12 protein-coding genes are annotated in these 14,198 nt (G+C 60.8%); 8 read left to right on the top strand and 4 right to left on the bottom strand.

Translation table 11 applies throughout. The annotated features are described in order from the left end of the window. Nucleotides 1-50: 50 nt before the first annotated feature. Both ctaD and coxB read right to left on the bottom strand, forming a co-directional pair. Complete coding sequence (gene ctaD, locus WI754_RS10300) at nucleotides 51-1,763, bottom strand: cytochrome c oxidase subunit I (protein WP_349437618.1); 1,713 nt, start codon at nucleotides 1,761-1,763, stop codon at nucleotides 51-53. A gap of 20 nt (nucleotides 1,764-1,783) precedes the next feature. After that, complete coding sequence (coxB, locus tag WI754_RS10295) at nucleotides 1,784-2,668, bottom strand: cytochrome c oxidase subunit II (RefSeq protein ID WP_349437617.1); 885 nt, start codon at nucleotides 2,666-2,668, stop codon at nucleotides 1,784-1,786. A 424-nt stretch (nucleotides 2,669-3,092) separates the two neighbouring features. Between coxB and WI754_RS10290 the strand changes: the two genes are divergently transcribed. From WI754_RS10290 to WI754_RS10280, 3 genes are all read left to right on the top strand, one after another. Continuing rightward, on the top strand, nucleotides 3,093-3,632 hold the full coding sequence (locus WI754_RS10290; protein ID WP_349437616.1) for an invasion associated locus B family protein: 540 nt from the start codon (nucleotides 3,093-3,095) through the stop codon (nucleotides 3,630-3,632). Between the two features lie 273 nt (nucleotides 3,633-3,905). Further along, entirely contained in the window at nucleotides 3,906-5,321 is a 1,416-nt protein-coding gene (tldD, locus tag WI754_RS10285; protein ID WP_349437615.1) for a metalloprotease TldD, read from the top strand. 212 nt (nucleotides 5,322-5,533) lie between these two features. After that, nucleotides 5,534-6,565: a polysaccharide deacetylase family protein gene (locus WI754_RS10280; protein ID WP_349437788.1), complete on the top strand. Its 1,032-nt coding sequence runs from the start codon at nucleotides 5,534-5,536 to the stop codon at nucleotides 6,563-6,565. An 11-nt stretch (nucleotides 6,566-6,576) separates the two neighbouring features. On the opposite strand, the gene pdxH is transcribed toward WI754_RS10280, so the two are convergent. After that, nucleotides 6,577-7,197, bottom strand: a complete 621-nt coding sequence (gene pdxH, locus WI754_RS10275; RefSeq protein WP_349437614.1) for a pyridoxamine 5'-phosphate oxidase — start codon at nucleotides 7,195-7,197, stop codon at nucleotides 6,577-6,579. Between the two features lie 126 nt (nucleotides 7,198-7,323). Between pdxH and WI754_RS10270 the strand changes: the two genes are divergently transcribed. From WI754_RS10270 to WI754_RS10255, 4 genes are all read left to right on the top strand, one after another. Then, a complete protein-coding gene (locus tag WI754_RS10270; protein WP_349437613.1) occupies nucleotides 7,324-7,776 on the top strand; it encodes an RT0821/Lpp0805 family surface protein in 453 nt (150 codons plus the stop codon). 234 nt (nucleotides 7,777-8,010) lie between these two features. Next, a complete protein-coding gene (locus WI754_RS10265) occupies nucleotides 8,011-9,093 on the top strand; it encodes a DnaJ C-terminal domain-containing protein (protein ID WP_349437612.1) in 1,083 nt (360 codons plus the stop codon). Nucleotides 9,094-9,320: 227 nt separating this feature from the next. Next, nucleotides 9,321-10,139: an enoyl-ACP reductase FabI gene (fabI, locus tag WI754_RS10260; RefSeq protein WP_349437611.1), complete on the top strand. Its 819-nt coding sequence runs from the start codon at nucleotides 9,321-9,323 to the stop codon at nucleotides 10,137-10,139. 90 nt (nucleotides 10,140-10,229) lie between these two features. Continuing rightward, nucleotides 10,230-10,814: a histidine phosphatase family protein gene (locus WI754_RS10255; RefSeq protein WP_349437610.1), complete on the top strand. Its 585-nt coding sequence runs from the start codon at nucleotides 10,230-10,232 to the stop codon at nucleotides 10,812-10,814. 54 nt (nucleotides 10,815-10,868) lie between these two features. On the opposite strand, the gene WI754_RS10250 is transcribed toward WI754_RS10255, so the two are convergent. Further along, entirely contained in the window at nucleotides 10,869-11,129 is a 261-nt protein-coding gene (locus tag WI754_RS10250) for a DUF1344 domain-containing protein (RefSeq protein WP_349437609.1), read from the bottom strand. A 251-nt stretch (nucleotides 11,130-11,380) separates the two neighbouring features. On the opposite strand from WI754_RS10250, the gene WI754_RS10245 reads away from it, so the two are divergent. Next, entirely contained in the window at nucleotides 11,381-14,095 is a 2,715-nt protein-coding gene (locus tag WI754_RS10245) for an EAL domain-containing protein (RefSeq protein ID WP_349437608.1), read from the top strand. Nucleotides 14,096-14,198 lie beyond the last annotated feature (103 nt).

The following is a 14,198-nucleotide window of genomic DNA, read 5'->3' as shown; positions in this document are numbered from 1 at the left end:
GGCGTGGAACGAAGCCGCCGGTACCGGCGGCTTCGGATTGAACGCGGCGCTTACTTGATGCGCGGCAGCTGTTCCCACTGGTGGAACGGCGGCGGCGACGTCAGCTGCCATTCCAGCGTGTTGGCACCCTCGCCCCACGGATTGTCGCCGGCGACGCGCTTCTTGGCGAAGGCTTCGAAGACGCCGAAGAGGAAGATCAGCACGCCGACGGCCGAGATGTAGGAGCCGTAGGACGATACCATGTTCCAGCCGGCATAGGCATCCGGATAGTCGATGTAGCGGCGCGGCATGCCAGCAAGGCCGAGAAAGTGCTGCGGGAAGAACACCAGGTTCACGCCGACGAACATCACCCAGAAGTGCAGCTTGCCGAGGAATTCCGAATACATGTAACCGGTCATCTTCGGGAACCAGTAGTACCAGGCGGCGAAGATCGCGAACACGGCGCCGAGGGACAGAACGTAGTGGAAGTGGGCAACCACGTAGTAGGTGTCGTGCAGCGAACGGTCGAGGCCGGCATTGGCGAGCTGAACGCCCGTGACGCCACCGACGGTGAACAGGAAGATGAAGCCGATCGCCCAGACCATCGGCGTGGTGAAGCGGATCGAGCCGCCCCACATCGTCGCGATCCACGAGAAGATCTTCACGCCGGTCGGAACAGCGATGACCATCGTCGCGAAGACGAAGTAACGCTGCGTGTCGAGCGACATGCCGACCGTGTACATGTGGTGCGCCCAGACGATGAAGCCGACGGCGCCGATGGCGACCATGGCATAGGCCATGCCGAGGTAGCCGAAGATCGGCTTGCGCGAGAAGGTCGAAACGATGTGGCTGACGATGCCGAAGCCGGGCAGGATCAGGATGTACACTTCCGGGTGACCGAAGAACCAGAACAGATGCTGGAACAGGATCGGGTCGCCGCCACCTTCTGGCGCGAAGAAGGCCGTGCCGAAGTTGCGGTCGGTCAGAAGCATGGTGATGCCACCTGCCAGAACCGGCAGCGAGAGCAGGAGCAGGAAGGCGGTGATCAGCACCGACCAGGCAAACAGCGGCATCTTGTGCAGCGTCATGCCCGGAGCGCGCATGTTGAGGATGGTGGTGATGAAGTTGATCGCACCGAGGATCGACGACGCGCCGGCAATGTGCAGCCCGAGGATCACCATATCCATGGCCGGCCCGGGCTGGCCCGATGTCGAATAAGGCGGATAGATGGTCCAGCCACCGCCCGAACCATAGGCACCCGCCGGGCCTTCGACGAACATCGACAGAAGCACGAGCAGGAAGGCCGGAACGATGAGCCAGAAGGAGATGTTGTTCATGCGCGGGAAGGCCATGTCCGGCGCGCCGATCATGATCGGCACCATCCAGTTGGCAAAACCGCCGATCAGCGCCGGCATGACCATGAAGAAGATCATGATGAGCGCGTGCGCGGTCGTGAACACGTTGAACATGTGCTTGCCGCCGTCGATGGCAGCATCGCCCTCGAAGCCGTAGACCATGGAAGCCAGACCGTGGAAGATCTGAATGCCCGGCTCTTGCAGCTCGGCGCGCATGAAGACCGACAGCGTGCCGCCGACGATGCCGGCGATGATCGCGAAGATCAGGTAGAGCGTGCCGATGTCCTTGTGGTTGGTCGAGAGGAACCAGCGCTGGAAGAAGCTCAGCGGCTTATGGGCGTGGTCGTGATCATGGTCGTGCCCGTGTCCCTGATGGGCGTTGGGGGCATGGTCATGAAGGTGGTCGTGTTGCGCGGTTGTTCCGGCCATGGGTCGAGCTCCCCTTCGAATTACTGTGCGGCGTTTGCAGCGACGTCTACGGTCTTTTCCGCGCCGTCGATGGAAGCCATGAGTGCCTTGTTCGCCTCACCGATATTGGTGGCGGCGGCAGCAAGCCAAGTGTTGTACTTGTCTTCGCTGACCACGCGGATGGCGATCGGCATATAGGCATGATCCTTGCCGCAGAGCTCGGAACACTGGCCGTAGTAGAGACCTTCGCGGTCCGCCTTGAACCAGGTTTCGTTGAGGCGGCCGGGAACGGCATCGATCTTGACGCCAAACGCCGGCATGGCGAAGGCGTGAATGACGTCGGCGGCGGTCACGAGAACGCGAACGGTCTTGCCGACGGGCACGACGACTTCGTTGTCGACGGCGAGCAGACGCGGATATGCCGCCTTGTCTTCCTTGCCGAGCGACGCGCGATCTTCTTCCTTCATCAGCAGACTGTCGAAGGTGAGCGGGCTCTCGCCGACTTCATACTCATAGGACCAGTACCACTGGTTGCCGGTTGCCTTCAGCGTCAGGTCCGGATTTGCCGGCGGCGTCAGCTGCGCGGTCAAGAGCTGGAAGGACGGGATGGCCAGGAAGAGCAGGATGATGACCGGACCGAGCGTCCAGGCGATCTCGATCATCGTGTTATGGCTGGTCTTGGAAGGGACCGGGTTGGCCTTTTCGCGGAACCGGATGACGATCCAGATCAGAAGGGCCAGGACGAACAGCGTGATCGGGATGATGAACCAGAGCGTATAGTGCTCGAACCATGTAATTTCTTCCATGATTCCGGTTGCTGCCGTCTGAAAATTGGTCTGCCAAGCGACCGGCTTGTCGGCAAAGGCGTTCGTAGCAAAAAGCAGACAGGCAATCGATGCCAGAACTGCATAAGCCTTGTTTTTCACAATATGTCTCCCTGGGCGCTTGATCAGGATCAAACCGAAACGCAGAATCCCTGCGATACTGAAGCGCTTCAAACCACAGTTTGATGAGCGCCGCAACATCTGTCCATTCAAGCCCATGCGGCATTTTTGCGCAAACCGTGCTTTTCGCACAGGCTGTTAAGCGATGCGGCTCTTCCGAAGGCGCGCGGCGGAGACCGGCACCATCCGGCATTTCATGTCGATGCCGGACCTATACCATATTTAAGACAGCCGGCACTACGCCGATACACCCTTATAGAGAGGCTTCGCCGCTCGCCTTGCCGTCTACGCCTCCTGCGAGAGCCCCATTTCCGCCACACCGGACTGGAATGTACCGCGCCGGGGCTTTTCATTTGCGTGTACGCACTTCAAGAATAGCCGACTGATTCTTAAGTTTGAGGTTTACATGGGCCTGTCCCTCCTTTCCCGGCTGCCGATCGCGGCGTTCGGACTTGCCGCCACTCTTCTTTCTTATACGGCAGCGGCCCAGCAGCCCGGAGCACAACAGCCAGGCACACCCGGCACGGTGAAGTCGAACCACGGCGCCTGGTCGATCGTCTGCGACCAGCCGGCAGGGGCAACCGCCGAGCAATGCGCGCTCATGCAGAACGTCATTGCCGAGGATCGTCCGGAAGTCGGCTTGTCGGTCGTCGTCTTGAAGACCGCCGATCGCAAGGCGAAGATCCTGCGCGTGCTTGCGCCGCTCGGCGTTCTGCTGCCGAACGGCCTCGGCCTCAATGTCGATGGCAAGGATATCGGCCGCGCCTATTTCGTCCGCTGCTTCTCGGACGGCTGCTATGCGGAAGTGGTTCTGGAAGAGGAACTGTTGAAGACATTCCGCAACGGCGCGACCGCCACGTTCATCGTCTTTCAATCGCCGGAAGAAGGCATCGGCATCCCGGTCGACCTCAAGGGTTTCGGCGAGGGCTACGACGCCCTGCCGTGAGGCGCACCTTCCTCTTCTCCCAGCGGGGAGAAGTGCCGAACGCAGTGAGGCGATGAGGGGGTCTAACGGCACATTCTGCAGTTGAGGCTCCCCCTCATCCGGCGCTGCGCGCCACCTTCTCTCCGCTGGGGAGGAAGTGGCGCGACAGGCTCCTTGCGTGTCATCCGAGGCGACCAGAGTGATGTAGCGTCATCGGCGTACATCTTCGCTTGCCCCCTCCCTCCTCCGCCCCTACATAGAGCACCATACCCTCAGCATCTGGAGCCCTCGCCCATGAACACCGATCTCATCAAACTGTTCGACAGCGACGAGGCGGCCGTGCGCGAGGTGCTGGCGCAGACGCTTTCCGGTGCCGACGACGGCGAGTTGTTCATCGAGCATAGCCAGTCGGAAACTTTGTCCTTCGACAATGGCCGCCTGAAGGGCGGCAGCTTCAATACCGACCAGGGATTTGGCCTGCGCGCCGTTGCCGGGGAAGCGGTCGGCTATGCGCATGCGGGCGATCTTTCGCTTGTCGCCCTGAAGCGGGCGGCCGATGCGGTCGGCGCGGTGACGCGCGGTTATTCCGGCACCTACGCGGCAGCTCCACAGCACACCAACAGACACCTCTACGGCGACGAGAACCCGATCGGCGAACCGAGCTTCGAGGCAAAGGTGTCGCTGCTTGCCGAGATCGACGCCTATCTGCGGGCCAAGGATCCGAAGGTACGGCAGGTGACGGCCTCGATCGCCGCGAGCTGGCAGGTGGTCGATATATTGCGCGCCGACGGCGAGCGCATGCACGACATCCGGCCGATGACGCGCCTCAACATCTCCGTCGTGGTCGGCGAAGGCGACCGGCAGGAATCCGGCTCCTACGGCGTCGGCGGCCGGCGCGGCTTCGGCGATTTCGTCGCCACCGACAACTGGCGGCGCGGCGCCGACGAGGCCCTGCGGCAGGCGCTGGTCAATCTGTCCGCGGTCGACGCGCCGGCCGGCACCATGGATGTCGTTCTTTCCTCCGGCTGGCCGGGCGTGATGCTGCATGAAGCCGTCGGCCATGGTCTCGAGGGCGATTTCAATCGCAAGAAGACATCGGCTTTTGCCGGACTGATGGGCGGCCAGGTCGCTGCCAAGGGCGTGACCGTCGTCGATGACGGCACGATCGAGGCCCGGCGCGGGTCACTCACCATCGACGATGAGGGCACACCGTCCGGCTATAATGTGCTGATCGATGACGGCAAGCTGGTTGGCTACATGCAAGACCGCCAGAATGCCCGGTTGATGGGCATGAAGCCGACCGGCAACGGACGGCGCGAATCCTACGCGCATGTGCCGATGCCGCGCATGACCAACACCTACATGCTCGGCGGCGACAAGACCCCCGAAGAAATCATCGCCTCGGTGAAGAAGGGCATATATGCCGTCTCCTTCGGTGGTGGCCAGGTTGATATCACGTCGGGCAAATTCGTCTTCGGCTGCACCGAGGCCTATCTGATCGACGACGGCAAGATCGGCGCGCCGGTCAAGGGTGCCATGCTGATCGGCAACGGGCCGGAGGCGATGCAGCGCATCACCATGATCGGCAACGACATGAAGCTCGATACCGGGATGGGCAATTGCGGCAAGGGCGGCCAGTGGGTGCCCGTCGGCGTCGGCCAGCCGCATCTCAGAATGAACGAGATGACCGTCGGCGGCACGCAGGCCTGACGGCAGGCGCCACTGTCGCGGCTCAGATGATCGTCACGCGCACCACTGCCGCCGATGTGCCCTTGTTCACACAAGTAGACACATCGCGTGAAGACCTGGCTTTCTCTTTTTGCAACGCCTAGTCGCGGATTCAACAGGCGTTAACACCGCTGCCGCTACAGTCCGGTCGTCGAAACTCGATCGCCAAGCGTCGGAAAAAGCCCGTGAAAGCCATGTTGCAAAAACTCGTCAAACGCGCCGCCATCACCGGCGGGCTCGAAGCCGCGCGGCTGGCGAATGCCGCCGGCCTGATTCGGCATGCGCGCGGACGCGGCGCGATCTTCACGCTCCATCACGTCCGCCCGAAAAAGCCCCGTTTCTTCGACCCCAACGCCCATCTGGAAATCACGCCGAACTTTCTCGACACGGCGATCACCCGGCTGAAGCGCGACGGCTACCGGTTCATTGCGCTGGACGCGCTGCCCGCTCACCTCGCCTCGAACGATCCTCAGCCAGTCGCGGCGTTCACGCTCGACGACGGTTATCGCAACAATCTCGACTACGCGGCCCCGGTCTTCTCCAGGCATGGCGTGCCATTCACCGTCTTCGTCACCGGCGGATTTATCGACCGGACCGAAATCCTGTGGTGGGAAGTGCTCGCCGACCTGTTGGAGCGGCAGACGAGCCTCAAGTTCCAATTCGACAAGGACATAGAGGCGCTGCCAGTCGCGACACTGCTCCAAAAGCAGGTCGCCTTCGATCGTATCGCCGCCTTCATCCATGCGATCGACGAAACGACGGCCGTGGACCGGCTGAAGGTCATGGCCAGTCTTCAGGGCGTCGATGCGCTGAAGCTGACGGCAGACCTCACGCTGGATGAAGCCGGCCTGCGGAAACTCATTGAAAACCCTCTGGCCAGCCTTGGCGCCCACACGATCACACATCGCGCCCTGGCGCGCCTGACCGACGATGCTGTGCGAACCGAGATGGAACGGTCGGCCATGCGCGTCGAGCGGATCATTGGTCGCCGGCCGCCATCGTTTGCCTATCCCTATGGCTATACGGGTACCGTTTCGCCGCGCGATCACCGGGCCGCCAGAGACCTCGGCTTCACAACCGCCGTTACCACCCAGCCGGGCACGCTGGCCAATGGCGTCGAAACGGCCGCGCTGCCCCGCATCTCGCTGAACGGACACTTCCAGAAGGCGGGCTATGTCAGCGCGCTTGCCTCCGGGACACCATTCAGGCTGATGGGCGGCAGCTAGCCCGTCTGTGGTCAGGGATACATCCTTACCTTGCTCCAGTTGCCCTCCGGGCTATCGCGGCGGAACTCGATACGGTCGTGCAGGCGGAAGGCGCCGTCTTTCCAGAACTCGATCGAAGTCGGCTTGATCCTGAAACCGGACCAGTAGTCCGGGCGCGGGATTTCACCGATGACATAGCGAGCGGTATATTCGGCCACGGCCTTTTCCAGCGCGAAGCGGCTTTCGAGCGGACGCGATTGTTTCGACGCCCAGGCGCCGATGCGGCTGCCGCGGGCGCGGGTCCTGAAATATTCGTCCGCCTCTTCGTTGCTGACGATCTCGACGGGACCACGCACCCGCACCTGACGGCGCAAGGTCTTCCAGTGAAAGCACATCGCCGCCTTCATGCTGCCGAGGATTTCCTCGCCCTTCTTGCTCTCGAAATTGGTGAAGAACACGAAGCCGCGCTGATCGAAGTCCTTCAACAGGACCATGCGCACATCCGGCAGGCCATCGGCATCCACAGTTGCCAGCGCCAAGGCATTGGGATCGTTGATCTCCGATGCCTGCGCCTCTTTCAGCCATGTGCCAAAAAGGGAAAAGGGCTCGTTCTCTTCCGTGAAGTCACCAGTTGTTAACCCAGTCTCGCTCATATTGTCTTCCAATGCCGTGATGTGGCGATAGAGCCCGAGGGGGCCGCCCGCCGACAAAAAAGTGTCAGAGCCTGCCGATGCGTCCTTGGACCTCGAAGCTGCTCTTTCGAGTCTGACAGGTATGCCGTGCAAGACATAGCAAAGTGGATCAAGGACACAAAGGGTTTCTCCCGGTTGACGGGAATGGCCGCTCTGTGTCTCGCCGCAGGCGCCCTGTCGGGATGCATGGGGGCCGGCCTTGGCCTTGCGGGCTCCTCCGATGTCGACAGGACTGTTGCCACCGGTTCCGTGCCGCAGCCGAGTAATGACGAGGATAACGCCGACGCCATTACCGTGCGCAATGCGGTATCCTCCGCCGATGTGACGAAGATTACCGGAAACCCGATCCCCTGGGCCAATGCAAGTTCCGGCAGCGCCGGCGTCATCAGCAGCATCGCCGAGGAAGAGGTGAACGGCACCGTCTGCCGCAGCTTTACCACGACCCGCCATTCCTACCAGGGCATCGCCAAATTCGACGGCAAGACCTGCATGCTGGGAACCGGCGAATGGTATCTCACCAGTTTCGGCCCGCGCAGCTAGCCTAAGCCAACCGCCAAATTCCGCTACCTGCCATTAACCACGCTTCGACAAACTCGCGCGACCGGGCCCGCGCAACGCCATTCCGGCCTGGCGGCTAACCGATATTTAAGCAGCGGCTTCTCATCATCGCAACCATCAGGAGCGTGCCCGGCGTGGCGCGGTTTCCTCGTTGTTTCAACAGGCTGAAACGAACCGCTGGATGCGGTGCCTCGGCCCTCAAGAGCGGTGAGATGCATGCGCGATCCCTATTCAGTGCTCGGCGTCAGACGCAATGCCGGAGCGGACGAGATCAAGGCCGCTTGGCGGGCGGTGGCCAAGGCCGTGCATCCCGATCAGAACAAGGACGATCCGCTGGCGACCCAACGCTTTGCCGAAGCCGGCCGCGCCTACGAGGTACTGAAGGACCCGAAGCTGCGCAACCGCTACGACTATGCACGCCGCGAGGCAGAACTGCGCCGCATGGAAGAAATGAAGCGCAAGCGCCGCGGCGCCGCCGAGGAAGAAACCGTCGATCCGGAAACGGCCGACGAGATGATTTCGCGCATCTTCGGCACTGACAATCGCGTCAAGCCGCAGGAGAGAAAGCCGGCCACGGTCGCACCGCAAGCCAAGGCCGAGCCCAAGCCGGAAGCGAAAGCCGAACCAAAAGGCGAGGCGGTGACCGAACCCGACGCAAAACCGGAAGCGAAAGCAGAAACAGTCGAAAAGCCAACAAGCTTCGGCGGTTTTCCCCGCGCTGCGGCGCCTGCCGCCGAATTGGTCTCGGCCATCGTCCGGCGCATTCGCGGTGCGGCGAACAAGACCGCCGACAAGGTGCCGGAAATCTTCTGCGACGTCACCGTCTCGGTCGAAGACATTTTTCGCCGCGAGAAGGCAACGGCAACGCTGCCCGACGGTCAGACCCTGAAGGTCAGCCTGCCGGCCGGCGCGACCGATGGCAGCGTCGTTCGTCTCAAGGAACAGGGTTACCGGCTGAACGGCATGCTGCGTGGTGACGTCGTGGTGACCGTCCGTATTGCCCAGGACGGCGCCTTCCGACCAGATGGTACCGACCTGCGCACGACGCTGCCGGTGAACATCCAGGACGCCGTGCTCGGATGCGAGACCACGGCGGAAACCCTGACAGGCCCGGTCAAGGTGATGGTTCCGGCCTGGTCCGGCTCCGACCATGTGATCCGGCTCGAAGGTCACGGACTGCCGTCTGCCGATGGCAAACGCGGCGATTTGCTGGTCGAGTTGCGGCTTATGTTGTGGGAAAAGCCGGACGAGAAAGTCACCGACCTCATGCGCAGCCTGCGCAACGGACTGTATTTGTAACGTTTTTACGACAATGCCGGTGGATGCTGACCCATTATTACCGGGACTAACAGTTCCTGATCTGCACCACGCTTGAACCACAATGGCGGCTATGCCATAGCCAATGCTCGAAAATTCAGGACCGGCGCGACCACGAAGCGGCGCGCGGTTCCGGCAGGTTTAACGATGCGGAATTTCCAACCAGCAACGGCTGACGGAAACAGAGGCAATATTGGGGGCATAACGGCATGTCGCAAACATCCGGTCTGATGAAAGGTAAACGCGGCCTTATCATGGGCGTCGCAAACAACCGATCGATCGCATGGGGTATTGCCAAGGCAATTCATGCGCAGGGCGGCGAGATCGCGCTCACCTATCAGGGCGACGCCTTGAAGAAGCGGGTAGAACCTCTGGCTGAGGAACTCGGCGCGGTCATGGCCGGCCATTGCGACGTCAGTGACGAATCCACGATCGATGCCGTGTTCGACAACCTCGAAAAACTGTGGGGAAAGATCGATTTCGTCGTGCATGCGATCGGCTTTTCCGACAAGGACGAACTGACCGGCCGCTATGTCGATACGTCGGCAGCGAACTTCGCGATGACGATGCAGATTTCCGTCTACTCCTTCACCGCCGTCGCTCGCCGCGCCGAAAAGCTGATGACCGATGGCGGCTCGATGCTGACGATGACCTATTACGGCGCAGAGAAGGTCATGCCGAACTACAACGTCATGGGCGTTGCCAAGGCAGCCCTCGAAGCGAGCGTCAAATATCTGGCCGTCGACCTCGGCCCGAAGAACATCCGGGTGAACGCGATTTCCGCCGGCCCGATCAAGACGCTGGCCGCTTCCGGCATTGGCGACTTCCGCTATATCCTCAAGTGGAACGAGTACAACGCACCGCTGCGCCGCACTGTCACCATCGAGGAAGTGGGCGATGTCGGCCTCTACATGCTCTCGGATCTCTCCCGTTCGGTGACCGGCGAAGTGCATCACGCCGACAGCGGCTATCACGTCGTTGGCATGAAGGCTGTCGATGCGCCTGACATCGCCGTCATCAAGGACTGAAGCGATACGCAAGAATTCCGGGGCTCGTCATTAACATCGAGCCCCGGCTACCCAAATAAGGGTTGCATACCCCTGCCCCGGAGTTGATCCGTGCTCATTTATATGATCCGTCACGGACAGACCGACTGGAATGCGCAGATCCGCCTCCAGGGCCAGAAGGACATTCCCCTCAATGACACCGGCAGGCGGCAGGCGAGCGGTAATGGTCACGCGCTTCTTTCTCTTCTCGGCAGGCAAGCGGAAAATTTCGATTTCGTCGCAAGCCCGCTCCATCGGACCCGCGAGACCATGGAACTGGCCCGGGAAGCCATGGGCCTTCCCCGTTCCGGCTACGGCACGGATGAGAGGCTGAAAGAAGTCTCCTTCGGCGATTGGGAAGGTTATACGCTGGCAGAGCTGGAACTGGAAATGCCGGAACGCGTGGCCGAGCGCGAACTGTCGAAATGGGATTTCATTCCACCGGGGCCTGACGCCGAGAGTTACGAAATCCTCTCCTGGCGCGTCGGCGCCTGGCTCTCCAGCGTTTCCGCACCCACGATCTGCGTCAGCCATGGCGGCGTGATCCGCACGCTGTTCAAGATGTGCGGTGCGATGGATGCCGAGGAAGCGGCGCTTGGTGCCATTCCTCAGGACAGGATCTTGAAAATCGAAAACGGCGCGATCGGCTGGCTTTGAGAAAGCCTTCGCCGTCACGGCGAAAGCATCGGATCACGACGGAAGCAACGGAAATTACTGAACAATTTCCAGATCGTTGATGATGCGCTTGCCATCGACTTCGGTGTAGAACACCAGAACCTTGACGCCTTCCTTGAGGCCATCGAAGTTGAATTCCTCAGGCGCCTGGTAGCTCTTGCCGTCATCCAGGGAAAGGCTCAGCTTGTCGGTATCGACGCCGGTAATCACAGCTTCGACATCCGCGCTTTCGGCAAATGCAGCGAGTGGCGAAAAGAACCCGGCTGCGGCCATCAATGCGGCAACGATGAAACGCATCTTTCTTGCCCTCTTCAGTGATTCATTCAATTTCATACTGCCCACTGTTTGACCCCTGATTGTGGCAAAAATCGCCCGTTGCCATGACTTTTAAGAGTTTGGCCGATCGGACATTTTCATGGCGACCAAATCGTGACTGACGTACCCCATCCGATCGGCGAAGCGCGGATTTGATAGCAGGATCAGCCTCTAAAGCCAATCTTAAGACTCAATGTTTACCGTCATGCCGGGGAATATGGGGTTCTTGAACGTTGACCAAAAGCGCTACAATCCGTCACCGCGCCTGGACGCTCGCGAGGCTGGCGAAACCGTCGCTTTTTCCCGCCGTCATTGCTGCTGCCGTCGTCTTCACCGGTGGCTATTTCTTCAAGGAGCAGAACCGTCAAAACTTTCACAGCGAACTGAAGACCAACGTCGAGAGCGAGCTCAACCTGATCTCCACGCGGCTGCAGAGCGAAATCAACAACAACATCACCGCCCTTCGCGGCTTTGCCAATAGTTTCTCCGTCGCCCCCGACATGCCGCAACCGGTTTTCGAGCAGTTGGCGACCAAGCTGCTCCTGCAGAATCCCCAGATGGTGCGTGTCAGCGCCGCGCCCGACGCCGTTATCCGCATGACGTTTCCGCTCGTCGGAAACGAGCGGATGATCGGCACCGATTTCAAGAAATTCCGCTCCTCCAGGATCGCCGTCGATCGCGCCCAATCGAAAGCGAAGCCGATCATCGCCGGCCCGGTGCGGCTGCCGAGCGGTCGCACCGGCTTCAACCTGTTTTCTCCCGTCTTCACCAAGAGCAATGAAACGGTGGCCTTCTGGGGCTTCATCGAAGCCGTCATCGACGAGAAGGAGATCTATAGCAACGCGCGGCTTCTTGATAAAGGTAAGCACGACGACGAAACCGATCACGGGCACCGGCATGTCGACATGCAGCTCGCTATCCGCGACGTCTCGGTGAAGAACAATATTCAGGATGCCTTTTTCGGCGATACAGACATCTTCGAGAAGGCCCCGGTCATTCGCCAGCTCAGTCTTCCCGGCGGCTCCTGGGAGCTTGCGGCGATCCCGGCCAGTGGCTGGGCGCAGGAGCCGGACAACAGCACCTGGCTGGACATCACCATTCTCATCGCCGCCGCGATCATCATTGCCCCGATTTTACTGACCGGCGGTCTCGTCAACGAACGCCAGCGCAACATTGCCACGCTGCGATCCCGCGAACGGGAACTTCTGACCGTATCGCACCGGCTCAATCTGGCGCTCGAATCCTCCAAGATCGGCATCTGGGAGATCGACCTCGACACGCAGCGTCGTTCCTGGGACAAGCGGATGTATCATCTGCACGGCTTGCCGCCCGGCGATGGCGCACCAAGCTACGCCGATTGGCGGCGGACCGTTCATTCCGACGACATCACCTCAGCCTCGCTCACCTTGTTCAAGGCGCTGGATGAAGACCTCGAATACCGTTCGCAATATCGCATCGTCATGCCGGACGGCAACGTCCGCCACGTGCGCAATGTCGGCTCGACGCATACCGGCGCCGACGGCAAGGCGAAGATTACCGGTATCAGCTGGGACGTCACGGACGACGTGCTGATGACCGAGCAACTGAGGACTGCGAAGGCGATGGCGGAAGCCAAGAACGGCGAGCTCGCCGAGGCCAAGGACCGCATCGAGCATAATGCGCTGCACGATCCGCTGACCGGGCTCGGCAATCGCCGCATGCTCGACATGGAACTGGAGACGCTGTCGGCTGCACGCCAGGATGGCCTGCAGAACATCGCCATCCTGCATATCGATCTCGACCGCTTCAAACAGATCAACGACACGCTCGGCCATGCGGCGGGCGATGCGATGTTGGTGCATGCATCGAAAATTCTGCGCTCCAATGTGCGCGACGGCGACATGGTTGCCCGCATCGGCGGCGACGAGTTCGTCGTCCTGGTCGCCGACCCGCCGGGCAAGGACTTTCTCTCGATCCTCTCGGAACGCATCATCGCCGAGATGCGCCAGCCGGTTGACTACAACGGCTTCCCCTGCCGCTTCGGTGTCTCGATCGGCATCGCACTTGCCGGCGACATGGCGATCGATGAACGCCAGCTTCTGGTCAATGCCGATATCGCCCTCTACCGGGCCAAGGAAAGCGGCCGCAATCGCTGCGAATTCTTCACCGAGGCGCTGCAGGCGGAAATCATCACCACCAAGCGCATTGCAGACGAAATCCTCGAAGGCATCGAGAAGAACCAGTTCGCCGCCTGGTATCAGCCGCAATTCGAGGCAGGAACCCTACGCCTTTCCGGCGTCGAAGCGTTGATCCGCTGGAACCATCCGCGCGACGGCGTTCTGACGCCCGACACGTTCCTTGAGATCGCCGAAGAGCTCAACGTCGTTGCCACGCTCGACCGGATCGTCCTTGACCGGGCGCTGATCGATGCGATGCGCTGGGCTGCGATGGGCATCGACGTGCCGAAGGTTTCCGTCAATGTCTCGGCCAAGCGATTGAGCGACGACACGCTCTTGAATTCGCTGCAGGGCCTTTCGTTCAAGCCGGGCCAGCTCTCTTTCGAACTGGTGGAATCGATCTTCCTCGATGAGAGCGACGACATCGTCACCGCCAATATCGAGGGTATCAAGAAGCTCGGCATCGATATCGAGATCGATGATTTCGGTACAGGCCACACCTCGATCGTCAGCCTTTTGAAGATCAAGCCGAAGCGGCTGAAGATCGACCGGCAGCTCGTTGCTCCCATTCTGAAAGCCCGCAGCGAGCAGGCGCTGATCCGCTCGATCATCGAGATCGGCCGCTCGCTCGGCATCGAAACCGTGGCCGAAGGCGTGGAGACCATGGCGCATGCGGAAATGCTCGGGCTGCTCGGTTGCGATCTGCTGCAGGGCTATGCCTTCGCTAAGCCGCTGACTTTCGAGAAATTCGTCGCATTCGCCACCAACGAAGCCCTGCAACTGGCGTCCTGACCGTTTTTTCCCTGACGAGACACACTGTTCACGCGCCAATCGCCATATTTTGCCAGAAAGGTTTTCCCTTTCCTGCATTTTCCCACTAATAGTCACGGCCGAA

The organism is Pararhizobium sp. A13 (assembly GCF_040126305.1).
GTDB lineage: Bacteria > Pseudomonadota > Alphaproteobacteria > Rhizobiales > Rhizobiaceae > Pararhizobium.
This window is presented reverse-complemented; position numbering and strand designations above follow the sequence as displayed.